The organism is Bifidobacterium pseudolongum subsp. globosum (assembly GCF_000741295.1).
GTDB lineage: Bacteria > Actinomycetota > Actinomycetes > Actinomycetales > Bifidobacteriaceae > Bifidobacterium > Bifidobacterium globosum.
Genome location: NZ_JGZG01000005.1, coordinates 644,500 through 669,200, shown reverse-complemented (window position 1 = coordinate 669,200; position 24,701 = coordinate 644,500). Strand labels below are relative to the sequence as shown.

General features: G+C 62.8%; 18 protein-coding genes, 4 tRNA genes and 1 pseudogene. 18 read left to right on the top strand and 5 right to left on the bottom strand.

From position 1 onward, the window contains the following. From BPSG_RS08695 to dapC, 10 genes and pseudogenes are all read left to right on the top strand, one after another. Positions 1-679 (top strand): annotated as a pseudogene (locus BPSG_RS08695) (hypothetical protein); the annotation flags it as partial. Positions 680-900: 221 nt separating this feature from the next. Further along, the gene (gene groES / locus BPSG_RS05195; RefSeq protein ID WP_022858911.1) at positions 901-1,194 is read left to right on the top strand and encodes a co-chaperone GroES; all 294 of its coding nucleotides are present in this window, start codon (positions 901-903) and stop codon (positions 1,192-1,194) included. 187 nt (positions 1,195-1,381) lie between these two features. After that, positions 1,382-1,463 (top strand) — tRNA-Tyr (locus BPSG_RS05190). A 1-nt stretch (position 1,464) separates the two neighbouring features. Further along, positions 1,465-1,536, top strand: a tRNA-Thr gene (locus tag BPSG_RS05185). Positions 1,537-1,540: 4 nt separating this feature from the next. Then, a tRNA-Met gene (locus tag BPSG_RS05180) sits at positions 1,541-1,614 on the top strand. Between the two features lie 47 nt (positions 1,615-1,661). After that, positions 1,662-1,832 carry a 50S ribosomal protein L33 gene (gene rpmG / locus BPSG_RS05175; RefSeq protein WP_022858912.1) on the top strand — a complete coding sequence of 57 codons (171 nt, stop codon included), beginning with the start codon at positions 1,662-1,664 and terminating at the stop codon, positions 1,830-1,832. A gap of 61 nt (positions 1,833-1,893) precedes the next feature. Continuing rightward, positions 1,894-3,144 (top strand): FAD-binding protein, encoded by a 1,251-nt coding sequence (locus tag BPSG_RS05170; protein ID WP_026643527.1) that lies wholly within the window; start codon positions 1,894-1,896, stop codon positions 3,142-3,144. A 181-nt stretch (positions 3,145-3,325) separates the two neighbouring features. Beyond that, entirely contained in the window at positions 3,326-4,879 is a 1,554-nt protein-coding gene (locus BPSG_RS05165; protein WP_026643528.1) for an amino acid permease, read from the top strand. Between the two features lie 68 nt (positions 4,880-4,947). Beyond that, positions 4,948-5,271, top strand: a complete 324-nt coding sequence (gene fdxA / locus BPSG_RS05160) for a ferredoxin (protein WP_022858915.1) — start codon at positions 4,948-4,950, stop codon at positions 5,269-5,271. A gap of 205 nt (positions 5,272-5,476) precedes the next feature. Further along, positions 5,477-6,637 carry a succinyldiaminopimelate transaminase gene (dapC, locus tag BPSG_RS05155; RefSeq protein WP_026643529.1) on the top strand — a complete coding sequence of 387 codons (1,161 nt, stop codon included), beginning with the start codon at positions 5,477-5,479 and terminating at the stop codon, positions 6,635-6,637. On the opposite strand, the gene dinB is transcribed toward dapC, so the two are convergent. After that, positions 6,632-7,903, bottom strand: coding sequence for a DNA polymerase IV (dinB, locus tag BPSG_RS05150; protein WP_026643530.1), 1,272 nt, complete (start codon positions 7,901-7,903; stop codon positions 6,632-6,634). The two genes, dapC and dinB, sit on opposite strands and share 6 nt — an antisense overlap. 246 nt (positions 7,904-8,149) lie before the next feature. Here dinB and BPSG_RS05145 point away from each other — a divergent pair. From BPSG_RS05145 to malQ, 5 genes are all read left to right on the top strand, one after another. Next, positions 8,150-8,236, top strand: a tRNA-Ser gene (locus BPSG_RS05145). 635 nt (positions 8,237-8,871) lie between these two features. Continuing rightward, entirely contained in the window at positions 8,872-9,894 is a 1,023-nt protein-coding gene (locus tag BPSG_RS05140) for a D-2-hydroxyacid dehydrogenase family protein (RefSeq protein WP_026643531.1), read from the top strand. 3 nt (positions 9,895-9,897) lie between these two features. After that, the gene (locus tag BPSG_RS05135) at positions 9,898-10,536 is read left to right on the top strand and encodes an IMPACT family protein (protein WP_026643532.1); all 639 of its coding nucleotides are present in this window, start codon (positions 9,898-9,900) and stop codon (positions 10,534-10,536) included. 60 nt (positions 10,537-10,596) lie between these two features. After that, a complete protein-coding gene (locus BPSG_RS05130) occupies positions 10,597-11,220 on the top strand; it encodes an AbrB family transcriptional regulator (protein WP_236822942.1) in 624 nt (207 codons plus the stop codon). A gap of 90 nt (positions 11,221-11,310) precedes the next feature. Beyond that, complete coding sequence (gene malQ / locus BPSG_RS05125) at positions 11,311-13,479, top strand: 4-alpha-glucanotransferase (RefSeq protein ID WP_026643533.1); 2,169 nt, start codon at positions 11,311-11,313, stop codon at positions 13,477-13,479. A gap of 251 nt (positions 13,480-13,730) precedes the next feature. Here malQ and BPSG_RS05120 read toward each other — a convergent pair whose 3' ends face one another. Together BPSG_RS05120 and BPSG_RS05115 are read right to left on the bottom strand one after the other, a co-directional pair. Beyond that, positions 13,731-14,150: a hypothetical protein gene (locus BPSG_RS05120; protein ID WP_026643534.1), complete on the bottom strand. Its 420-nt coding sequence runs from the start codon at positions 14,148-14,150 to the stop codon at positions 13,731-13,733. A gap of 154 nt (positions 14,151-14,304) precedes the next feature. Then, positions 14,305-16,242: a DUF262 domain-containing protein gene (locus BPSG_RS05115; protein ID WP_033502137.1), complete on the bottom strand. Its 1,938-nt coding sequence runs from the start codon at positions 16,240-16,242 to the stop codon at positions 14,305-14,307. Between the two features lie 313 nt (positions 16,243-16,555). On the opposite strand from BPSG_RS05115, the gene rplM reads away from it, so the two are divergent. Both rplM and rpsI read left to right on the top strand, forming a co-directional pair. Further along, positions 16,556-17,005, top strand: coding sequence for a 50S ribosomal protein L13 (rplM, locus tag BPSG_RS05110; RefSeq protein WP_022858206.1), 450 nt, complete (start codon positions 16,556-16,558; stop codon positions 17,003-17,005). 20 nt (positions 17,006-17,025) lie between these two features. Continuing rightward, the gene (rpsI, locus tag BPSG_RS05105; protein WP_026643535.1) at positions 17,026-17,520 is read left to right on the top strand and encodes a 30S ribosomal protein S9; all 495 of its coding nucleotides are present in this window, start codon (positions 17,026-17,028) and stop codon (positions 17,518-17,520) included. A 93-nt stretch (positions 17,521-17,613) separates the two neighbouring features. Here the strand turns inward: rpsI and glgX are convergent, their stop codons facing one another. Together glgX and BPSG_RS05095 are read right to left on the bottom strand one after the other, a co-directional pair. After that, positions 17,614-20,280, bottom strand: coding sequence for a glycogen debranching protein GlgX (gene glgX / locus BPSG_RS05100; RefSeq protein WP_026643536.1), 2,667 nt, complete (start codon positions 20,278-20,280; stop codon positions 17,614-17,616). Between the two features lie 73 nt (positions 20,281-20,353). Next, on the bottom strand, positions 20,354-21,496 hold the full coding sequence (locus tag BPSG_RS05095) for an ROK family transcriptional regulator (RefSeq protein WP_160268216.1): 1,143 nt from the start codon (positions 21,494-21,496) through the stop codon (positions 20,354-20,356). A 391-nt stretch (positions 21,497-21,887) separates the two neighbouring features. On the opposite strand from BPSG_RS05095, the gene adhE reads away from it, so the two are divergent. Beyond that, on the top strand, positions 21,888-24,650 hold the full coding sequence (gene adhE / locus BPSG_RS05090) for a bifunctional acetaldehyde-CoA/alcohol dehydrogenase (RefSeq protein ID WP_026643538.1): 2,763 nt from the start codon (positions 21,888-21,890) through the stop codon (positions 24,648-24,650). Positions 24,651-24,701: the final 51 nt, after the last annotated feature.

The window sequence follows — 24,701 nt, the reverse complement described above, 5'->3', positions numbered from 1 at the left end:
CGCCGCCGCGCCGCACGAGGAAGACGCGCGCACCGACGTGCTGGAACAGCGCGAGATTCGCCGCGCGCTGCATCAGGGCCGCATCGAGCAGCAGGAGGCGCTCGCGCGCCGTCAGGCCGAGCAGGCCGCGCTGGCGGCACAGTCCAAGGCGCAGTCCGCGCAGCCGGCTGCAGCGAAGTCCGCTGAACAGCCCGCGGTGGTGTCTGAGAATCACCGGATGCACGCGCAGCTCGTGGTGCGCGACCATGACACGGCGTATCCGCTTGACGAAACGAACGAACTGTCGCGCGTCTCGCCGGCTTCCGCCGTCGACGCGTTCGACATGGCGGTCAATCAGGATCTCATCTCGTTCTCGCTCGGCTCGCCGCGCAATGGCGTGGAGATTGAGCAAGACGACGCGCTGAGCCTCGAGATCAAGTCCACGCGGCAGGTGGCGAAGGCCACGCCGCGTGACGTTGAACCCGATGCCGAGTCCGCGCCCGCCGCGAGTGATGCGGCGGAGCCGGCCGAGGAGAGCGGGCAGACGGACGCCAAGGCCGCCCAGCCGAACCGCGCCGCCGTGAACGATTCGGTCGCGTTCCACGAGACCGAGGCCTCGGCCACGGTGGAGGCGCCGGACGAGACGTCCGATTCGCTCGGGTCGAGTCTGGAGACGATCCTGGCGCGACGCAACGGGTGACTTGCCGCAACACGTCGAAACCAGCCGGAGACGGCTGGTTTTTTTGTTGCCATTACTGGGTTTTCTCTCAAAGCGTTAGCACTCAAGTTGGCAGAGTGCTAAAAACCGCGCTAGGATAGGCAACTAGCGCAAGGGAACAGCGAGGCAAGTGTTTCGTCAGCCGCCTGCAGCACCGTTCCCGAGCGGGCATGATTCGATTACCGAATGGAAAGAGGTTCGCTGTGTCGTTCCCACTGAAGCCACTGGAAGACAAGATTATCGTCAAGCAGGCGGAGGCCGAGACCCAGACCGCATCCGGTCTGTACATCCCGGACAACGCCAAGGAGAAGCCGCAGCAGGGCGAAGTCCTGGCCGTCGGCCCGGGCCGCCGCGACGAGAAGGGTGAGCGCATCCCGATGGACGTGCAGGTCGGCGACAAGATCCTGTACTCCAAGTACGGCGGCACCGAGGTGCACTACCAGGGTGAGGACTACCTGATCGTCGCTGCGCGCGACGTGCTGGCGGTGCTTGCCTGATCAGGCCGCATACCGACATTGTTGGTCAGGCGGGGCGCGCCGGGGAGACCTGGCGCGTCCCGCTTTTTCGTTGCAATGACTGGGTTTCAAGGTGCTTGTCATGGTGCGACACGCCGACACTTGCCAAAAGTTAGCGGTTCGTGGCATACTAGCCAAGTTGCCGGTTGAGGCCTCAACCGAAAACGATGGCGGATTTCCCAAGCGGTCAAAGGGAACTGACTGTAAATCAGTCGCTTCGTGCTTCAGTGGTTCGAATCCACTATCCGCCACGCCTCGATAGCTCAGTGGTAGAGCACTTCCTTGGTAAGGAAGAGGTCGTGAGTCCGATTCTCACTCGAGGCTCTCTGGCGGGATAGCTCAGCTGGCTAGAGCGTACGACTCATAATCGTAAGGTCAAGAGTTCGAGTCTCTTTCTCGCTACTAAGGTCGGGGAACCGGCCAACGAACTAACACAAGAGGTGAATCCAATGGCAAGCAAGAGCGCCGACATTCGTCCGGGCATCACGCTGGCATGCACCGAGTGCAAAGAGCGTAACTACATTACGACCAAGAACCGTCGTAACACTCCGGATCGTCTCGAGCTGAAGAAGTTCTGCCCGCGCTGCGGCAAGCAGACCCTTCACCGCGAGACCCGCTGAGCTCACTAAGCTTATTTCAAAACCCGACCACACGGTCGGGTTTTTTGTTACTGTGGGCAGTATGACAACATTCGCTGAACTCACCACTATTGCAGTTGGTGGCAATATCGATCATTTCGTAGAACCCACAACCCGTGTCAGCATCATCGAAGAGGTGGAACACGCCGACTCCCATGGCATTCCCGTGTGCGTGATCGGTGGCGGATCCAATCTGCTCGCCTCTGACGCCGACTTCCATGGCCTCGTGCTGCGCGACGCGCGCCGCCTGATCACCGTGCCCGACGAGGCGGCGCCGGTGGAAAGCGACGACCGCACCGTGCACGTGACCGCCGAAGCGGGCTGCAACTGGGACGATCTGGTGGACTTCTGCGTCGATCGCGGGCTCGAAGGCATCGAGGGGCTTTCCGGCATTCCGGGCACCGTGGGCGCGAGCGTTGTGCAGAACATCGGCGCGTACGGCCAGGAGGTCGCCACTTCGGTGGAATCCGTGGAAGTGTGGGACCGCGAAGACAAGCAGACCAAGACACTGACCAATGTGGAGATGCAGTTCGGCTACCGCTCGAGCCTGCTCAAGACCAGCATGTACAAGGCTCCCGGCGTGCCGAACGACGAATTCTACCCCTCGCCGCGCTACATCGTGCTCTCAGTCACGTTCGCGCTCACCCACACCGAGGAAGGCACCGTCAACTACGCGCAGCTCGCGTCCGCGCTCCAGGTGAATCTCGGCGACCACATGCCAATCGGCAGGATCCGCGCCGCCGTGCTCGGCGTGCGCGCCGGCAAGGGCATGCTCGAGGACGCCACACGCTACCGTCTGCCCGTCATGCAGGCCTGCAAGCGCGAAGACCAGATTGAGCGCGCGATCGAAGCGCAGCAGCGGTTCATCAACACGCATGACACGCCGGCGGACGTGGTGGACGAGCAGATGATGGCGGTGACCGGCCAGAACGAAGACGTGAACCGCCACAGCTGCGGCAGCTTCTTCATGAACCCGATCGTCAGCCAGTCGATCGCCGACCGTCTGCCGGACGATGCGCCGAAGTACCCGGCCACACTGCCCGACGGATCCACCGGCGTCAAGCTCTCCGCCGCTTGGCTCATCGACCACGCCGGCTTCCACAAGGGCTACCGCGTCAGTGACGACGCCCCGGCCGCGCTGTCCGACCTGCACACGCTCAGCATCACGAACCGTGGGGGAGCCACGTGCGCCGACATCGTCAAGCTCGCCGACACCATCCGCGAAGGTGTGCAGAAACAGTACGATGTGACGCTCATCCCCGAACCCGTGCTGGTGGGCGCGGTGATTGACTGACCTGCCTCTACTAGCACGCACATGCAGCTGGGTGGTTTCCAGCTGAAAGTGAACAGGAATCCGGCGGCGCCGTATGATATGCAACATATCCGGCGCCGCCTTTTCTAGGTATGCCAAAAGCTTGAACAACGCCGGTGGAAGATAGCGAACATGCATTGTCAAGCAGGGAAAAGGCACGAACGTGCAGATATTCAGAACAAAGTCCGTCGAACAGACCATCGCGGAAACCAATGAGACGGGTCATGCACTCAAACGCAATCTAGGCTGGTGGGATCTGGCCGTCATGGGCGTGGCCGTGGCGGTGGGCGCCGGCATCTTCTCGGTCGGCGCCGAAGCGGCCGCCTTCCACGCGGGCCCCGCCGTCATCGTCAGTTTCATCATCGCCGGCGTGGTGTGCGGCGCGGCCGTCATGTGCTACGCGGAATTCGCGTCGATCATGCCGGTCACCGGATCCGCCTACACCTTCACCTACGCCACCATCGGCGAGATCATGGCGTGGATCATCGGATGGGACCTCATCCTCGAAATGCTCATGGCTGGCTCGGTCATCTCGAAATACTGGGGCGTGTACCTCAACGACTTCATGCGGCTCATGGGCCTCAACTGGAACACGAACCTCAGCTTCGGCGCCTTCCACATCGACATCGCGCCGATCATCATCGTCGGTTTCTTCACCGCGCTGCTCGTGTTCGGCACCAAGATCGGCGCGCGCGTGGACGGCGCCATGACGATCCTCAAGATCGGCATCGTGCTCTTCGTCGTGGTCGTCGGGTTCTTCTACGTCAAGTCGGCGAACTACACGCCGTTCGTGCCGCCGAGCGAACCGGTGAACCACGTGCAGCACGGCGAGCTCGGCGGCAGCATGGCGCAGCCGCTGTGGCAGTGGATGACGCACATGAAGCCCACCATCTACGGGTGGAGCGGCGTCATCTCGGGCGCGGCGCTCGTCTTCTTCGCGTTCATCGGATTCGACGTGGTGGCCACCGCTTCGGAAGAGACCAAGAACCCCAAGCGCAACGTGCCGCTCGGCATTGGCGTGGGCATGCTCCTTGTGATCGTCATGTACGTGCTCGTGGCCGTCGTGACCACCGGCATGGTCTCCTACAAGCAGCTCGCGAGCGTGGATAGCCCCTCGCTCGCCACCGCGTTCGAACTCGTGGGCGCCGACTGGGCAGCCAAGATCATCAGCTTCGCGATTGTGCTCGGCCTGGCCACCGTGGTCATGGTGCTGCTGCTCGGCCTCACGCGCGTCGTGTTCGCCATGAGCCGTGACGGCCTGCTGCCGCGCGCCATGTCGAAGACGGGTGTCCACGGCACGCCGGCCACATTGCAGATTGTGGTGGGTGTGGTAGTGGCGCTCGTGGCTGCGTGTTTCGATATCAGCGTGCTCTCCGATATGGTCAATATCGGCACGCTTTCGGCGTTCACGCTTGTGGCGCTCGCGATCCCGATCATGCGCAAGAAGCGCCCCGACCTGCCGCGCACGTTCAAGATCCCCGGCAACCCGTGGGTGCCGCTCATCGTGGCCGCGGCGAACCTGTGGCTCATGCTCAACCTGACCGTGCTCACGTGGATCCGGTTCCTTGTATGGTTCGTGCTGGGATTCATCATGTACTTCGCGTACAGCTACAACCATGCGCGCCTGGGGACCGGCGAACTCGACGCCGAGCTCGAGCGGTTCGACAAAGAGGAGCGCCTCAGGCAGCTGGGTGAAACGAAGACGCGCCACGACTGAGCCGCGGCGCACTGGCGCCGAACGCCAATCGGCGGTAGTCTGGTAGACGATTTTGCAAGGAGGACACCATGGCCTATGTGATTGCGCAACCCTGCGTGGATGTCAAAGACAAGGCGTGCGTAGACGAATGCCCCGTCGACTGCATCTACGAAGGGCTCCGTTCGCTCTACATCAACCCCAACGAGTGCGTGGACTGCGGCGCATGCGAGCCGGTCTGCCCCACCGAGGCGATCTTCTACGAGGATGATCTGCCGCCGGAGTGGGAGTGGTACAAAGACGCCGCCGTGAACTTCTTCGCCGAAGTCGGTGATCTGGGCGGCGCCCAGGCGGCCGGCCCAATCGGCAAGGACCCCGAACGCGTGGCCGAACTGCCCCCGCAGAACGTCGCGTGAGCGCATCCTTCGCACATGGCAAAGTTCGCCCCTTGCCTCTCACACCGGGAGGCAAGGGGCGAACCTGTATCGTTCGGCCCCGGTCAGGTCGGCGGGTGGCTCGCACCCCTGCCGATCGGTCAATGAGGGGAACCATAATCGTCAGCAGCACAACCGCACCTGCGCACCCGCACGTGCGCCCGAACCTTTGAACAAAGGAGCGTGAATGGGATTCCACAGCTACTCCTCGCCGTATGACTGGTCGCGTGTGGCGCAATACAAGAACACGGCGCGGGCCCACGCCGGCGGTATGGTCGACCTGTCGATCGGGTCTCCGGCCGACCCAGTGCCACAATCCGTGCGCAATGCGCTCGCCGATGCGGCCAACAGCGCCAACGCCTACGGGTACCCGGCCACCGCAGGCACCCCCGAGCTGCGCGCCGCCCTGCACGAATGGTTCCGTACGTGCCGCGACGTGGAGCTCGAGGCCATCGGCGCCGACGTGGTGCCGACCGTCGGCTCCAAGGAAGCTGTGGCCCTCATGGCGTCGTTGCTGCATCTGGGCGAAGGCGACGTGGTGGTGCAGCCCGCGGCATCGTACCCCACCTACGAGATCGGCACGCAGATCGCCGGCGCCCGCGTGCAGAAGGTGGCCGATGTGGCCGACGTCGATTCATGGGCGCACCTCGATGGCGTGAAGGCAGTCTGGGTCAATTCCCCATGCAACCCCACCGGGCAGGTCATCGACGCTGCCGGCATGCGCCGCATCGTTGACGCCGCCCGCAGGATTGGCGCCGTCGTGCTCTCCGACGAATGCTACGCGCTCATGGCGTGGAACGACGCCAATGATGCACCCGAAAACCGCGAAGCCTCGATCGAATCGTCACCGTGCGCCCTGCGTGCGGACGTCTGCGGTGGCGACGCCTACGGCGTGCTCGTGCTGTATTCGCTGAGCAAACAGTCGAACATGGCCGGCTACCGCACCGCGTGCATCGCCGGCGACCACACTCTGGTGCGCGCCATGACCGAACTGCGCAAACAGATCGGCCTGATCGTGCCCGGTCCCGTGCAGGCGGCGATGGCGGCCGGCCTGCGCGACATGGCCGCCGTGCGCGAACAGCACAACCGCTACTACAACCGCCTCAGCATGCTCGTCGAGGCGTTGCGCGCCTACGGATACGACGCGCGCATGCCCCAGGGCGCGCTCTATATCTGGGTGCGCACGCTCGGCGACGACTGCTGGCAAGACATGGGCCGCCTCGCTGACTTGGGCATTGTGCCCAGCCCGGGCGAATTCTACGGCGCGCCCCAATACCTGCGCTTCTCCGCCACCGCGAGCGACGCGCAGATCATGCGTGCGGCCGAACGCCTGCACGCTGCGCTATAGACCCAGCCGCGCGCTGTTCGTGCCGAACTTGCCGCGCACGGCGTCGAGCGCCCGCTCTGCGCCACGCATGCGCTGCGCTGCGGTGGTGCGCTCGGGTGATGCCTCCTCTTCGAGCAGGTCGTCGAGTGTTGGCTGGATCACCGTGCGCTCGCGCTCGCTCAGCCCACTCACCGACATACCCGCCAGACGGATCGGCGACGCCAAACGCGTGAACGCGGCACCCGGCGCCACGCCCATCATGCCGCGCAACAGCTGCTCGCACACGGGGTAGAGGGCGCTCGCCGTGTCGGTGGGCTGTTCGATCGTCAGCGAACGCGTCATGTACCGCAGGTCGGGGAAGCGCAGTTTCACCGTCACGGTGCGCGCCATCAGTCCGCGTTTGCGCAGGCTGCTCGCCACGGTGTCGCAGCAGTGGTGCAGCAGGCTGAGTGTTTCGCGTGTGCTTGTCACATCGTGCATAAAGGTGTGCTCCGACCCGATGGATTTTTCCGGTGTGACCGGCACGACCGGCCGCTCGTCCACGCCGCGCGCCGTGTTGTACAGGTGCACGGCCTGGGCGCGCGAGCTGGTGATGCGTTCAAGGTCAGCGGGCGTGAGCGCGGCGAGCTGCCGCACAGATTCGACGCCCCACGTGTGCAGGCGGCGTTCGAGCGCGGGGCCGATGCCCGGGATGGCGCGCAGTGGCATCATCTGCACAAAAGCGGCGTGTTGGCTTGCTGGGATGAGCAGCATGCCGTTCGGTTTGGCGTTCGTGGAGGCCATTTTCGCCACGAGTTTGTTGCATGCCACGCCCACCGAGCAGGTGATGTGGAATCGCGCGGCCACTTGTTCGCGCAACCATGCTCCGATGCGCGTGGGGGAGCCCCAGCGCAGCAGTGCGCCGGAGACGTCCATGTAGCATTCGTCCACCGAGACCTGCTCGATCGCGTCGGTGACCTGGCTGAAGATGTCGGTGAAGATCTGCCGCGAGACCCGGCGGTAGTAGGCGCCGTCCACCGGCAGGAACACGCCGTCTGGGCACAGCTGGTGCGCGCGGGCGGCCGCCATGGCCGAATTGATGCCGTATTTGCGCGCCTCGTAGTTCGCGGCGGAGACGACCGCACGCGGACCGGTGCCGATGATGACCGGTTTGTCGGCGATTTCGGGGTGACGGGCGATTTCGAGCGAGGCGAAGAACGCGTCCATGTCGATGTGCAGCATCGTGCAGCCGCGTTCGTCGTGCCCCCAGTCACGATTCGCGGCAGCGTTCCGTGGTGCGTTGCTCATAGGTGTCATGGTACCTGAACATTTGTTCGAATGAAAGCTGGGGTGTGGTGGTGTGTGGCGGTGGTGGCGAGACAGGATAGCGGGGTGGTGAGGTAGTGAAGTGGTGGGTAGTGTGTAGTGCGATGGTTGGCGCGGCGTGGGGGTATGTGACACGTGGCGCGTACTGCTATATGGGTATGTGACACGCGTGTTGTATTGGTCGGTGAAGGCTGCTATACTCAATTGCTGTTGCTCTTTGAGCAGCGTGGAGTCATGCCTGAGCGGCCGAAAGGGGCACCCTGCTAAGGTGTTAGTCGCGTTAGCGGCTCGAGGGTTCGAATCCCTCTGACTCCGCGACTAGGGTTTTGCGCGTGTTCGCAAAACCCTTTTTTCATGCCGAGGCGCCTACTGCCGCAAGGCCAACCAAGCAGTGTGGCCAATTTCCACAAATAAGCGCCCGCTGCCCATATGCACTCTTCATAGAGGTGAGATGAGTGCACAAATGAGTGCACGCTTTTCAGCAGGACTAACGGTCCTATCTGTCGCAAAAATCGTTGCTACACCGTGTTTTCGGACAATTACAGAGGGTTGTCATGCTCAGCGGCCCAGAATATGACTTTCGTCAGGGATGCACAGGTGGGAAGGCCATATGGCTTGGGTGGATGCCGCATTGGCCCTGGTGGGCGCATAGCTGGGTACGCGCCGTACCGCGGGGGATCGGGGCAAACAGGGCAAACCAACCAAACCACAAACATACGAACGCCCCGAAATCGAAGGATAGGCACGAGGCGTAAGTATGTAAGGCCGTGGTACGCCTTTGTCCGCTGCCTCGGCACCAAGTCTACCCATCTGCCCGCATGCCGGCAACCGCGCGGGGCACATCCCGACAATATCCACACAACACACCCGCATACCAGGCTCGCATCACCGCCCCGCGCGCCACGCCTGCACACAATCTCTCCGTATCAGGAGCTCGCTACAGTGGAACCATGACCCTCATCGAAACCCAGCAAGACCGCACCGATCTGCCGCTCGTGGTGATCCCCAGCGTCTTCGACGACATGGTCGAGCCGCTGCGTGAATCGCTCCCCCTGCTCGACGGCATCGCGCGTGTGCGCATGCACACCGACCACACCTTCGACGCGCACGAATTCGTGAGGCGCTGCGCCGACGCACAGGCGGTCAACGTCATCAATGTGCACATCAGCGACGCCATGCTCACCGAACTCGCCAGCCATGTGCGCGTGCTCGCGTTCGGCGGCACGGGCGTGGCGAGCTATGTGAACCTGGACCTCGCCACCAAACTCGGCGTGCGCATATGCAATGTGCGCCACTATGGCGACGCCGCCGTGGCCGAATTCGCGTTCGCGCTTATGCTTGAGATCACACGCCGCGTGGGCGCGCTCGACAGCCAGCTGCGCGCCGGCGGCTGGGACGGCGCGCCCGGGCTCGACCTCAACGAGCGCACGCTCGCGATCGTCGGCCTTGGCGGCATCGGCGGCACGGTGGCGCGCATCGCGAACGGCTTCGGCATGCACGTGACGGCGTGGGACTCCGGCCGCGGCGATCCGGCGCGCTTCGCCACGCACAACGTGACGCCGGTGCCCACGCTGACCGAACTGTTCGCCGGCGCCGACGTGGTGAGCGTGCACATGCCGCTCACCGACGAGACGCGCGGCATGATCACCGCCGAACACCTCGACGCGATGCGCCCCGGCACGATCTTCATCAACACCGCGCGCGCCGAAGTGATCGCGTCTGGCGCGCTCGAGAAGCGGCTCGCACGCGGTGACATCCCCGCGGGCCTCGACGTCTTCGACACCGAGCCGTTGCCTGCGGACAGTCCGCTACGCTCCATGCCCAATCTGGTGCTCACACCGCACGTGGCATGGCGTTCGGACGGCGCGAATCGCAATCTCACACGGCAGTGCGTCGAATCGATCGCGTCGTACTTCACCGGCGGCGACTACAACGCCGTCACGCCGGGCGTGGCATGGAACGCGGGGAAGTAGGCCATGCGCACAATCCTCAACACCGCAGATGCCCCCGCGCATGACTCGTTCGTGGAGAAGAAATCCGAGTTCATCGGCGACGCGTGCCATGTTGCCACGCTCGCCGAGGCGCTCGCGTTCGTCGAATCGATCCGCGAGGCGCACCCGAAGGCGCGCCATGTGGCGTATGCGGCGATTGTGACCGACGATTCCGGACGCGTGATGGAGCGCATGAGCGACGACGGCGAGCCGTCGGGCACCGCAGGCAAACCAATCCTGGACGTGCTGCGCGCGAATGACCTGACCGACTGCGTGGTGGCGGTCACGCGGTATTTCGGCGGCATTCTGCTCGGTTCGGGCGGATTGACGCGCGCGTATTCCACCGGCGCGTCGATCGCCGTCAAAGCCGCGCAACTGGCGCGCATTGTGCCGTGCCGGCAGTTGCGAGTACGGCTCGACTACGCGCAGCTGGGGCAGTTCCAGCAGCTGCTCGCGCAGTGCGAAGGCGAGCAGACCGACGCGCAGTTCACCGACCGCGTGGAGATTGTCGCGACGATTCCACAGACCAACTGCGAGACATTCGAAAACCGCGTGCGCGAAGCGTTCAATGCGGGCGTGGTGCCCGAGCCACTCGGGCAGGTCGCCCGCCCGATGCCCGAGTAAGATAGCAACGCACGGCGCCATCCGCGCGCATCAATCCCGCGAACCAGCGAAAGGTCAGGCATGAGCAGCGAGCAGAACACGCAGGCCGAACACGCCACGCTTACCGAGACGTACGAGCGTCTGCGGCATTCCACAGACGAAGCGGAGCTGCACGAGTTCGCGCGCCGGCCGCTGCCGGACCGCGCGGACCAGGCGGCGTTCTCGCGCGCCACCGCACTGCTCGAGGCCGTGGCGGGCAATCAGCACACGCCGCTCGAGGACCGCGTGTTCCTGGCGCAGACGATGCCGTTCCCGAACGTGCTCGTCAAACTGTCGACGGACGAAGCGGTGGACGTGCGGCGCGCCGTGGCGGCGAACGCCGACGCGAAGAACTGGCTCGTGGGGCGCCTGACCAAGGACGGCGACGCCGACGTGCGCGACGAGGCGCTGCGCAACAAGCAGACCTCGTGGAAGATGCGCATGGAAGGCGCGCAGAACCCGCAAGTGGGCGCGGAAACGCTCGACTATCTGTCGCGCCTCGGCACCGAGCTCGAACCGGACGCGCCGGCTGTGCTGTCGTCGATGGTGCGGCGGTCGGTGGCGCTCAATCCCAACGCGTCGGAAGAGACCGTGCGCAGGCTGAGCAAAGACGCGAGCGCCGAGGTCGTGCACGCGGCACAGCGGCGCCTTGCCGCGGGGGAATGACACGCGATTGGCGGATTTCGTGACAAAAGTGTGTTAAAAACGCGGGGTATGGGTGTTTTGTCGGGGAGAAGTGCCCTACACTAAGGTCTTATGGCAGAGCACATGGAAGAAAGCCCCGAACGCCTCGCACGCCCGCTCGTGCGTCTGGCGTCCATGATGGGCGTTGCAACTAGTTACACTGGATTGTCGCGAGACTTCCACGAGATTTCCGATGAAACGCTCATTGCGATCCTCGGGGCCCTTGGAATCGACGCAACCACCCCGGAGGCGATCGAGCAGGCGATCACCACCATCGCCCACGAGCAGAACCTGCGTCTTGTGGACCCGACCGTGCTGCACACGGTGGGCAAGGAGACGCATGTGACGCTGCGCACGGGTATCACCGAACCCGCGCAGATCACGCTGATTCTGGAGAACGGCGAGCCCTTCGAGGGTGAGCTGCAGCTCAACCCGATGCCCGAAGCCAAGGTGCGTGAGATCGACGGCAAGTTCGTGGCTGAATCCGATCTGGTGCTGCCGGCCGAACTGCCGGTGGGCTACCACACGCTGCACGTGGAGAGCGGCGACCATACCGAAGACGCCACGCTGATCAGCGCGCCGGAGCGCATTGAGATGCTCGACCCGATGAAGGACGGCTCGCTGTGGGGCTGGATGGCCCAGCTGTATTCGATTCGTTCGGCCGATTCGTGGGGTGTGGGCGACTACTCCGACCTGCGCACGCTGCTCACCGACGGCAAGCGCTACACCGACGCCGATTTCCTGCTCGTGAACCCGCTGCACGCGGCCGAGCCTGTGGTGCCGCTGACGCCTTCGCCGTACCTGCCGGTGTCGCGTCGTTTCGTGAACTTCACGTACATCCGTCCGGAGGACATTCCGGAATACAACATGCTCGACGGCGAGGCCAAGGCCAAGATCAAGGCCGAGCACGCCAATGTGGAGACGTTCAACAACGACCCGCAGCTCATCGACCGTGACGCGATGTGGCTCGAGAAGAAGCCGGCCCTGCGCACGATCTTCGACGCCGGCCTTGGCCAGGAACGCCAGCGCGAGTTCGACGAGTACAAGGCGCGCTGCGGCGAAGACCTCGAGGCCTACGCCACATGGTGCCTGTGCTATGAGCTGTGGGGCGCGCCGGAAGACAAGCCGGACAACTGGATTCGCACGATGACGAAGGAATCCCCGGAGGTCATCGACCTGCGCGAGAAGCACGCCGATGAGCTCGAGTTCTACCGTTGGCTCGAATGGACCGCCACCCAGCAGCTGCACTTGGCGCAGGAAGCGGCCCGCACCGTCGGCATGAAGATTGGCATCATGTCCGACATGGCCGTGGGTGTGCACCCGCTCGGTTCCGAAGTGTGGTGGAACCCGGAGCGCTTCGCCAAGGGCGCCACCGTGGGCGCACCGCCGGACATGTTCAACCAGCAGGGCCAGAACTGGAGCCAGCCCCCGCTCAGCCCGCTCGCGCTCAAGAACACCGGCTACCTGTCGTATCGCGAGATGGTGCGCGGCATGTTCGACTGCGCCGGCGCCGTGCGCATCGACCACATCCTAGGCCTGTTCCGCCTGTGGTGGATCCCGGAAGGCCATACGGCGGTCGACGGCACCTACGTGTACTACGACCACAACGTGATGCTCGGCATCCTCGCGATCGAAGCGAGCCGTGTCGGTGGCATCGTCGTCGGCGAGGATCTGGGCGTTGTGCCGGATTACGTGCAGCACGCGCTTTCCGAACACGGCATCCTCGGCTGCGCCGTGGAATGGTTCGAGCAGATGGACGGTGTGTTCACCCCGCCGAAGCATTGGCGCCCGTATGCGCTCGCGTCCGTCAACACGCACGATCTGCCGCCGGCGGCCGGCTACCTCGAGTACGAGCATGTGAAGATCCGTGAACGCCTTGGCCTGCTCGAAGAAGGCGCGGAGGCGTTCGAGGCGAGCGCCCGCGCCGAGCACAACGCGATGCTGCAGATGCTTGTGGATCAGGGATATCTGGATGCTTCGCTGCTCGAAGACGAAGTCGCGCACGAGACCGAGATCATCGAAGCGCTGTACCGTGGCCTCAAGGGCTCGCCGTGCAAGCTGCTCGCCGCGTCCGTCGTGGACGCCGTCGGCGAGAAGCGCGCGCAGAACCAGCCGGGCACCGACAACGAGTACCCGAACTGGCGCATCCCGCTCGCCGACGCGAACGGCGCCGCCGTGATGCTCGAAGACCTGTTCCAAGGTGACCTGCTGCAGCGCATCACGAAGATCATGAACAGCTGATTTCCGCGGTATTCCTCGATTATGCAAGGCCCGGCGCACACGCGTCGGGCCTTTCGTTGCGTTGGGCGGCTAGGGGACCATGAATGACCATTTCTGCAGGGGTTCTGATGGTTGTTGGTGGCTAGTGGGTAGTCATGCGCGGTCGCGTGAGGGGAGCCTGATGGCAGTTGGTTGCTAGTGGGTAGCCAGAGATGGTCGTCACAGTGCCAAGATATGGCTGTACGTAGTCGATGGGTAGTCACGACCAGCCATCAAGGACGCTTGCGGATGCAGATGAGCGTCAGTGGGAAGGGCAGCGTCAGGAAAAATGGCGCATGCCGGTGCTTTTGCGACCACCAAGGTGCGTAAGGTGGCTCTTCGTTGTCTGACACCTCCCGAGGTTCTTCATCGAAAAGGTACAGAAAATCGCCGTAGAAGGCGGCCGCATAATCATTGGCATCCCGCCAATCGGGCGCCGGCACCTCGATGACCGACTCGATGTGCAATGCAGGGTGCTGGGAGGCCATCCATGCCATGTCACCGAGAAAGCGATGCCAATCGTTGGCGGTGAACTCGCCCGATGTGAAGTCTTCTTTTTCAAGGAACCACGTGTGGTTTTCGCTGTTGCGCGCAATATCCAGCATGGAGCGAATGATCGCCCCGAACATGCGCTCATCAAGTCTGCCGTCCATGTTTCTCCATTGGTTGTTGATGCCCCAACAAGTCTAGGCAAGCACTCCGCGATCGGATCGGGATCGTGCTGGGAGAGTGCTGGGATCCATGAATACAAACACATGTGCCCTTGCATCGCATGCAAGGGCACATGAAATTGGGGCGCTACATGGTTCAGTCGATGTCAGGGAACCGGTACCGTTTCAGCATTTCATCGCGGAACCATTCAGAACGTCGCGTGATGTCGTCGATCGTCCACGACGTTTTGTCTTCAATGCGCTCGCCAACCTGCGGAATGCTGGTGTTGATCTGCAGCCGGCTGCGCATGCCCACGTACTCGCCGTTGTCTTTGTAGTCGCGTTTCGACAGATTGTAATGCGTGTCCTCCGCGGCCACCGGGTGTTCGGGGTCGGCGAAGGGCTTCTGCTGCATGTTCTCGTTGTAAGCGGTGAGCGTCAGGTTGCCGATGCGGTGCGTGTATTCCTCCTTGAGCTCTTCGGCGTCTTCCGGATGATCCGGAGCGATCATCTGCTGCCAATGATCGGGGAGTTTGCCTTCCGGCAGGATGTGCTCGATCGTCCACCGTGGTTTGCCGTTCGCAAGCACATCGTTGAGATTGAGCGGATGGGCTTTCGTGGAAAGGCTGACATGGTTCTCCCGCTGCAATGCCTGTTCCAGATCGATGAGCACGAAGCGCGTCGTCTTCGAGTTCTGCTCATAAATCGGTCGTTGAAGTATTGCGCTCCCGAAGTCTTCATCCCTGCTTTCGCTTTTGAGCGTTTGCACAACGAGGCGCACGATATCATCGCCGTGTAGGGAATCGGCGCTAATCGCGCGGATGATGCCGATGATTTTCGCGCGAATGTTCGATGACTTCGGTACCTCGGTGATATTGCGACGTACATAGAAGGTCACGAGCGCGCGCAGGATAATCGACATCCGCGTGGCATCCATTTGCAGTTCCTCGGCTTTCACGAAGAGCAGCAGGAGCAGTGGGTAGGCCTGTGTAGACTCCAACTGTTTGAGGTCCGCAAGTTGCTCACGAATATCTGCATCCTCGAACAGTGTGCCCTCCTGCGCGCGGTAGGAGAGCTGGATGATATTCACATAGGCTCGGGCACGGCGGATCAGTTCCTTGAGATACACGTTCGGCCGGCCTACACGTGTCAGGTCCCGCTTCTTCTTGATGACCTCCTGATACAGCGTGAGCGCTTTGCTCTTCGTGACCGAGCCTTTCTTCGTGCTTTCAAACGCATCATAGTTGTTTAGGAAGAACTGCGTGAGTGCCGTCGTATCCACATCACTCGCGTCCCCTGCATTGCCATCCTTCGCGAAGATGCCGATAAGCGTCTCCCACTGCTGCTCAAGCACAGATTCACCCTCTGCGTTCTGTCCGCCGTCCATGCCGAGGAATTCGCTTTTGAGCAGGTCCACAAGCGTCAGAGGCAGTCCCTTCGAATTGAGGGATGAAAAGATACTGAATGCGTCACCGATGCTCGCCGCCTCTATCTGCAACACGAGCACATTGATGAGCTTGTCATAGAACTCGTATAGCGCGGCCATATCCGCAATAACCGATGTGTCCGCCAGCGTCTCCACGATGTATCGGTACCGCTTATAGAATTTACGGTTCTTCTTAACCTGCGGCTGTTCCTTTTCACGGACTGCGCGGATGAGCTCCTGGTAAATGCCGGCGTCGTCGGCGAGCAGTTGCAGACGCGGTGCCGACGGATTGCGGTTCACCATGAGACGGCGGCCGATGTCGCTGTTCATCTGGTCCGACAGCTCCTTGTCATCCTCATTGAGTGGAAGAGTGCGCTCGCGGACGATCTGCCAGATCGCCAATAGGAACAATGACAGCGTTGTGAGGCGTTGCTGGCCGTCAATGACCTCGTAGACCGTGGACGATGCGTCGTCGTCTACGTCGTGTTTCGTGACGAGGATGTTGCCGATGTAATATCCCGATGGTTCATCCTCGATGTCACGGAACAGCTGGTCGATCTGCTCCTCTTTCCATGAATACGGGCGCTGATAGGGTGGAATGTGATAGTACTCCCGGCTTTCCATCGTCAGGATTTTCGACAGCGCTTGGCTGTTTGCATCAATCTTCATGGTGACCTCTCAATGCGCCCTGTATGCCCTTTGCCTTCTATGATCACTCAGGATCTCGATTTTTCCGCCACAGCGCGCCGGTGAAGTCCCTGATTCCGTCTCCGTGACGCACGGCGTGTTACGCACGCGCCCGTTGTCAAGCCAGTCGATATACTAGTAGATTGTTGTGTTTCCCTACGGGGTCCTTCAAAGCGCTTTCCCACTCGCCATAAGGACTTTCAGGGAGCCCACGGTAATGAGATCGGAACGCGGATGTGCGCTGACCACGCCATCTGGGTGAAGATCCGGAACACAATAGTGGAAAAGGTATATCGTGAAAACTTTCACACCGAAACCAGCTGACCTGACTCATGACTGGTACATCATCGACGCCACCGACGTTGTGCTCGGCCGCCTCTCCGTCGCCGCAGCCAACCTGCTGCGCGGCAAGAACAAGCCGACCTTCGCTCCTCACGCCGACTCCGGCAACTACGTGATCATCATCAATGCCGATAAGATTGCACTGACTGGTGACAAGATGGACAAGGAGCTCTACTCCCATTCCGGCCGTCCCGGCGGTCTGCGTCGCGACAGCTATGCCGAGCTGCTCAAGAACAAGCCGGAGCGCATCATCATGCACGCCGTCAAGGGCATGCTGCCGAAGAACAAGCTCGCCAAGGTCCAGCTGACCCGTCTGCGCGTCTTCGCAGGTGCGGAGCACCCGCACACCGCCCAGCAGCCGCAGGTCTTCGAGATCGAACAGGTCTCGCAGCAGGCAAAGTGAACCGTTAGGAGATAGATACCATGGCTGAGAACACCAACAACTCCCCGGTTCAGGAAACCGAGGCTGAGAACACCGCCGCTTTCACCACCGAGACCAACTCCGGTGCAGGCACCGGCACCTCCACGATCGCTCCGGGCTACGGCACCGGCCGTCGTAAGGAAGCCGTCGCCCGTGTGCGCCTGATCCCGGGCACCGGCAAGTGGACGATCAACGGCCGTACGCTCGAGGAGTACTTCCCGTCGAAGCTCCAGCAGCGTGAAGTCAACTCGCCGATCGTGCTGCTCAAGCTCGAAGGCAAGTTCGACGTCGTCGTGCTCGTCGACGGTGGCGGCACCACCGGCCAGGCCGGCGCAATCCGCCTGGGCGTTGCCCGCGCACTGAACGCGATCGACCGCGATGCCAACCGCGCGACCCTGAAGAAGGCTGGCTTCCTGACCCGCGACGCCCGCGTCGTGGAGCGCAAGAAGGCCGGTCTGCACAAGGCTCGCCGTGCGCCGCAGTTCTCGAAGCGTTGATTTCGACTCAACAGCGTTACGAAAGGCTCCCCATCATCACGATGGGGAGCCTTTCCCGTTCTAAGCGCGCTTATCGCGCACGCGGCTGGATGTCTACTGCAGCGGGCCGTCTTTCGTGTCCTGCATGAGGATGCTGATGCTCAACGTGGGGAAGGTCCAGATGTGCGCTTCAGTCGCATCGCCGGTCGCGTGCGGCGCCGGTTCCTCAAGCAGCAGCATCTCGTCGTGCGCGCGCACCGGCGTGAACGGCGTGGCGGACTTCGCTACATGCGCCACAATCGCGTTGTGCACGCGCGGCAACGGCGGCATGATCCACGAATCCACAAAACCGGCGTCGGCATTGATCTGTTGTGCCGTGATCGATTCAACGGCGGACGGCGCCGGCGCTATGGCCGGTGCCGCGTGTCGCGGTGTGTGTGCAGGCTTGTCCGCGCGGGACTGAGCGTAGATGTTGCTGTGCAGGTGGTCGTACTCCTTCGGCAACAGCGACGCCCAAAACGAAAGCTCGGGTTCGGGCGTGAAATGTTCGGTCGCCGCCCCCTGCTGCGGCCGCTCGCACGTCGTCTCCGCCGAACTCCACAGCAGATGCCAACGCGCGTCGGACGGCATGTGGAACTGGCGCGGCTCGCCGTCGCCGTTGACCACGATCGCCACGTCGAGCTCGTCACTGGACAGCAGGCGCATCGTGAACGAGCGGATCGACGTGTCGAACCAGTCGCGCTCCATCGGAGTGGTGCCGTCGGGCAGCAACCACTGCACGCGGCTCGACGGCTTGAGCAGCCCCAGCTGGCTCAGCCGCGTGAAGAAGTCCTCGTGATGGTAGATGTCGAGCGACTTACGGATCGCGATGAGTTTCGAGATCGCCTCCATACGGTGGAACTCCGGCGTCTTCTCGTCCGAGACGAGCCACTCCCAGTCGAGCCAGGTGATGTCGTTGTCTTGGCAGTAGGCGTTGTTGTTGCCGTACTGCGAATTGTTGAACTCGTCGCCCGCAAGCATCATCGGCGTGCCGAGCGAAAGCAGCAGTGTGCCGAGCATGGTCATGCGCGTCCGTTCGCGAATCATCTGTACCCTGCGGTCGTCGGTGGGCCCTTCCACCCCGAAATTCGCGCAATAGTTGATGTTCGCGCCGTCGTTGTTGTGCTCGCCGTTCGCTCCGTTGTGCTTGTGCGCGTATTGGGTCAGATCGGCGAGCGTGAAGCCGTCGTGCGCAGTGATGAAGTTGATCGACGACGTGGCGCCGCGCCCCGGGTCGGTGGCGAACAGATCCGCCGAACCGCACAGGCGCGTGGCTATCTCCTGCATGCCCACGCCCTCGTTGTCTCCATGATCCACTTCGGTCACCCAGAAGCGGCGGGCGGTGTCGCGGAAGCGATCGTTCCACTCTGCGAACGGCGAAAGGAACTGGCCGGTACGCCATCCTTGGTTGCCCAAGTCCCACGGTTCCATGATGAGCTTCAAATTGCCGAGCATCGGGTCGGAACGCAACGCGTACAGGAACGGGTGGTAGGGCGTGAAGGCGCCGTTGAGCCGCGCCAAGCTCACCGCCAGATCGAAGCGGAAGCCGTCGATGCCGATGCGCTTGGCCCAGTAACTCAACGCGTCCACCGCGAACGTGATGTTGTGCGTGTATGTGAAGTCGAGCGTATTGCCGCAGCCGGTCGTGTCTTCCAATTCGCCGGCGTTCTGCTGCTGGCGGCGGTAGAACGACAGGTTGTCAAGCCCACGCCAACACACGCTCGGCCCGGCGTTGCCGCCTTCGCACGTGTGGTTGAACACCACGTCCATGATCACTTCGAAGCCGGCCTCGTGCAACGCGCGCACCATCATGATCACCTCGTCGCGCACGGCGTCCGCACCCTGCTTTTGCGCGGTTTGCGTGGCATATGATGGCTCGGGCGCGAAGAAGCTGAGCGTCGAATACCCCCAGTAGTTCGGGCGGTCATGCTCCTGCAAAAACACCTCGGGCTGCTTGGCCATGATCGGCAGCAGTTCGATCGAGGTGACGCCCAGACCCTGCAAATACGACAGCGTGGCCGGGTGCGCAAGGCCCGCGTACGTGCCGCGCAGTTCCTCGGGCAGCCAAGGCGCGTTCGCGGTGAACCCCTTCACATGCAGTTCGTAGATCACCGTCTTGCTCCACGGCACATGCGGGTGCGAGGGGTCGGCGTCGTGCTTCGTCTCATCTCGGTCGTCGATCGCAATCGACATCGGCACTTTGCCCAACGAATCCAGCCGGTTCATCGCACCCCACGCCGAGCCTTTCACATGGCCTTCGTCGTCGATCTCGCACTCGTACGCAAACGCGGCAGGATCGAGGCACATCCTGCCCTCCACACCCTTCGCATAGGGGTCGATGAGGAACTTGTACGGGTTGAACCGCAGCCCATGCTTCGGATCCCACGCGCCTTGCGCGCGGTAGCCGTAATGCATGCCGTTCCACGCCTTCGGCAGGTGCAGATACCACAGGCCGTAATTCGGCCCGTCCATACGGAACAGGGTCTCGCGCATACGCAATCCCCGCACCATGCGCGTGCAGATCCTGTGCTGCTGCATCGCCTGGATGAACGCCACACTGTCGACGTCATCGTGGATTCGCACGGCGTCGTTGTAAAACGCGCTCGGTGCGTCGAGCGACTCCAATACAGAGAACCAAAGCTGTTCTGCGGTCTCTGAGCGCGCCACCACGTCGGCGCCGCCGTCTTCGGTGAAAAACAGGCCCGGGCGCGTGGCGTAACGATGTAACTGAGGTAACTGCATGCCCACCATTGTAAAAGGGCGGGTCCGGGCAGACAATGCCTGTATTATTCGGCAATACGGTACGTTCTGCTGCTCAGACACAGCCGAGCACCGCCAGGTGCGCCTGCACCACGGCGAGCGCCGCGCCGGTCGCGTCCTGGTATTTGTCGCACAGACCGCGAATGATGCGCGGCGAGCCGCTGTAGTTCGGTATGCGCCGGGCGGCAGTGGGCCGCGCGGCGCATATCTGCTGCAGCTGCGCGATCTCCGCGTCGTCGAGATAGCCTGCGATCGGCCCACACAAGACCACGTCCGCGTCGAACACCGTGTGCACGTTCGCAATGGCGTGGCCGAGCGATTCCAGCCATGCGCGCATGCGCTCGCGGTGGTGGATCTCGCCCTGCTCGAGCACGCCGAAGAAGCCGGGCAGGCTTTCGCCCTCTTCGGCGAGTCGGTTCGACGCGCAGTAGACGTTCAGGCAGCCGGTGGAACCGCATTCGCACTGCGGGCCGCCCGGCACGAGCTGCATGTGCTCGATCGCGCCGGTGTGCGGCGTGCCGTTCACGATCACCGCGCTGCCGATGTGGTTGCCGAGGAACAGGCAGACGGCGTCGTGCAGGTGCGGGCGCGCCCAATGTTCGGCGAGCGCGTAGGCGCAGTACCGCTCGGTGAACGTGACGGGCGGGGCGATGTTTGCGCCGATGCGTTCGTAGTCGAGGCTGTTGGCGGCGTTGACGTGCGCCGGCACGGTCAGGCCGGTGCCGAGGGGTGTCAGGCCGTTGGCGGAAAGGGCGTGCGCGAAGTCTTCGATGATATGCGCGGCGCGCTGGTAGAAGATGGCTTCGGCGCGTGCGGCGATTGTGGTGTGCCACTGGTCCACGATCGCGCCGGAGAGATCGACGGCTATGCAGACGATTTCCGTGGAGCGGATGGTGACGCCGAGCGCCACATGCCGGCGCATGTTGAAGCTGTAGGTGGCGGGGCGTCGGCCGCCGGTCGAGGCGCGCGGGGTGGCGCGCACCACGGTGCAGTTGTGTTCGAGTGCGCGCAGGGCGCTTGTCACTGTGGGCAGGCTCAGGCCGAGCTGGATGGCGATGTCTTGTTTGGTCAGCGGCGAGTGCGTGTAGAGCTGGCGTAGCACGCGCAGTTGGGTGGGGTTCGGCGGTGGGCTTGTGCGGCTGTTCGGCAGTGAAGTCATGGTGGGGTTCGGCGGTGGGCTCGACTGTGGGCTCGTCATGGTATCGAGCGTATCGGATACGCGCGCTTTTACAAAATCGGTTTTCAAAACTTTGGTAGGATTTGAAACTTTTGTAATGATGTTTTCTAAAAGTTGTCGCAGTAGCTCCGCTCTAATGGTGTGCGTGTTGGTATGAAAATGCACAAAATGTTTCAAATGGACGATTGGCAACAGTAAAACTGTCATAAAGGCTAACAAACTACTCGAAAAACGCACAGAAATGCACATTATGCGGCGACACCAGCAGGGGCTGACAGGCGCGGATTTTTACTGTAGATTGTGATGTGCCTCACGCGATATGTGGCCCTGTGGAACGCGGGGCGCGCGTGATGAAGTGCAGAAGTACAACTGCGTACCCGTACGCGACGAACATGGATTCGAGGAGGATCGCATGGCAGAAGCACGCAAGGACGATGCTCAGGCGAAGAAGGCCCCTGCCCAGAACGCACCCGAAGCAGCCCCTGTTGTGGACAAAGAGGCCGCGGCCGCAGCCGAGGTGGATGCCCTTGTGGTCAAGGCCCGCAAGGCATTGGAGGAATTCGAGAAGCTCGATCAGGAGACCGTGGACCGCATCGTGGCCAAGGCTTCGGTCGCCGCGTTGAACAAGCATCTGGTGCTCGCCAAGATGGCCGTGGATGAGACCGGCCGTGGCCTTGTGGAAGACAAGGCCACCAAGAACATCTTCGCGTGCGAGCATGTGACCAATTACATGGCCGGTCAGAAGACCGTCGGCATCATCCGCGAAGACGACGTGCTCGGCATCGACGAAGTCGCCGAGCCGGTCGGTGTGGTCGCCGGCGTCACGCCCGTCACCAACCCCACTTCTACGGCGATCTTCAAGTCGCTCATCTCGCTGAAGACCCGTTGCCCCATCATCTTCGGCTTCCACCCGTTCGCGCAGAAGTGCTCCGCGGAAGCGGCGCGCATCGTGCGTGACGCCGCCGTTGAGGCAGGCGCCCCGGCGGACTGCATCCAGTGGATTGAGCACCCGTCGATCGAGGCGACCGGCGCGCTGATGAAGCACCCGGGCGTCGCCACGATCCTCGCGACCGGTGGCCCGGGCATGGTCAAGGCGGCCTACTCGTCCGGCAAGCCGGCCCTCGGTGTGGGTGCGGGCAACGCGCCGGCCTACGTGGACGCCAATGTGGACGTGCAGCGCGTGGCCAACGACCTCATCCTTTCCAAGCACTTCGATTACGGCATGATCTGCGCCACCGAGCAGGCGATCATCGCGCATAAGGACATCTACGCGCCGCTCGTCAAGGAGCTCAAGCGCCGCAAGGCCTACTTCGTCAACGACGAAGAGAAGGCCAAGCTCGAGCAGTACATGTTCGGCTGCACCGCGTACTCGGGCCAGACCCCGAAGCTCAACGCCGTCGTGCCGGGCAAGTCCCCGCAGTACATCGCGCACGAAGCCGGCTTCGAGATTCCCGAAGACGCCACGATCCTGGCCGCGGAATGCGCCGAGGTGGGTGAGAACGAGCCGCTGACCATGGAGAAGCTCGCGCCGGTGCACGCCGTGCTCAAGTTCAACGACCAGGAGCAGGGCTTCGAGATGTGCGAAGAGATGCTCAAGCATGGCGCGGGCCACACCGCCGCCATCCACACCAACAACGACGACCTGGTGCGTGAATACGGCCTGCGCATGCACGCCTGCCGCATCATCTGGAACCAGCCGAGCTCGCTGGGCGGCATTGGTGACATCTACAACTCGATCGCCCCGTCGCTCACCTTGGGCTGCGGCTCGTACGGCGGCAACTCGGTGTCTGGCAACGTCCAGGCGATCAACCTGCTCAACATCAAGCGCATCGCTCGGAGGAACAACAACATGCAGTGGTTCAAGATCCCGGCAAAGACCTACTTCGAGCCGAACGCCATCAAGTACCTGCGTGACATGTACGGCATCGAACGCGCCGTGATCGTGTGTGACAAGGTCATGGAACAGCTCGGCATCGTCGACAAGGTCATCGACCAGCTGCGTGCGCGTTCCAACCGCGTCACCTTCCGCATCGTCGACTACGTCGAGCCCGAGCCGAGCGTCGAGACCGTTGAGCGCGGCGCCGCCATGATGCGCGACGAGTTTGAGCCCGACACGATCATCGCCGTCGGCGGCGGTTCGCCGATGGACGCCGCGAAGATCATGTGGCTGCTCTACGAGCACCCGGAAATCTCGTTCTCCGACGTGCGCGAGAAGTTCTTCGACATCCGCAAGCGCGCGTTCAAGATCCCGCCGCTCGGCAAGAAGGCCAAGCTCGTGTGCATCCCGACCTCGTCGGGCACCGGCTCCGAGGTCACGCCGTTCGCCGTGATCACCGACCACAAGACCGGCTACAAGTACCCGATCACCGATTACGCGCTCACGCCTTCGGTCGCGATCGTCGACCCAGTGCTCGCCCGCACGCAGCCGCGCCGCTTGGCGTCCGACGCCGGCTTCGACGCCCTGACCCACTCGATGGAAGCCTATGTCTCGGTGTACGCGAACGACTTCACCGACGGCATGGCGCTGCATGCGGCCAAGCTGATCTGGGACAACCTCGCGGAGTCCGTGAACAGCGAGCCCGGCACCGCCAAGACCAAGGCGCAGGAGAAGATGCACAACGCCGCCACCATGGCCGGCATGGCGTTCGGCTCCGCGTTCCTGGGCATGTGCCACGCGATGGCGCACACCATCGGCGCCCTGTGCCACATCGCGCACGGCCGCACCAACTCGATCCTGCTGCCGTACGTGATCCGCTACAACGGCCAGGTGCCTCAGGAGCCCACCTCGTGGCCGAAGTACAGCAAGTACATCGCGCCGGAACGCTATCAGGAGCTGGCCAAGAACCTCGGCCTCGACCCGGGCAAGACCCCGGCTGAAGGCGTGGAGAACCTGGCCGCCGCCGTTGAGGACTATCGCGACAACAAGCTCGGCATGAACAAGAGCTTCCAGGATTGCGGTGTGGACGAGGATTACTTCTGGTCCATCCTCGAGCAGATCGGCATGCGCGCCTACGAAGACCAGTGCGCGCCGGCGAATCCGCGCATCCCGCAGATCCAGGACATGATGGACATCGCCATCGCCGCCTACTACGGCGTCTCGATGGAGGAAGGCCACAAGATGCGCGTGGAGCGCGAAGGCCTCGCCGCCACCGAAGAGGCGTCGCAGCGCGTCTGAGGTAGTGCCATCTGAGCGTTAACAAGTGAGGGCCCCGGATTCATCTCCGGG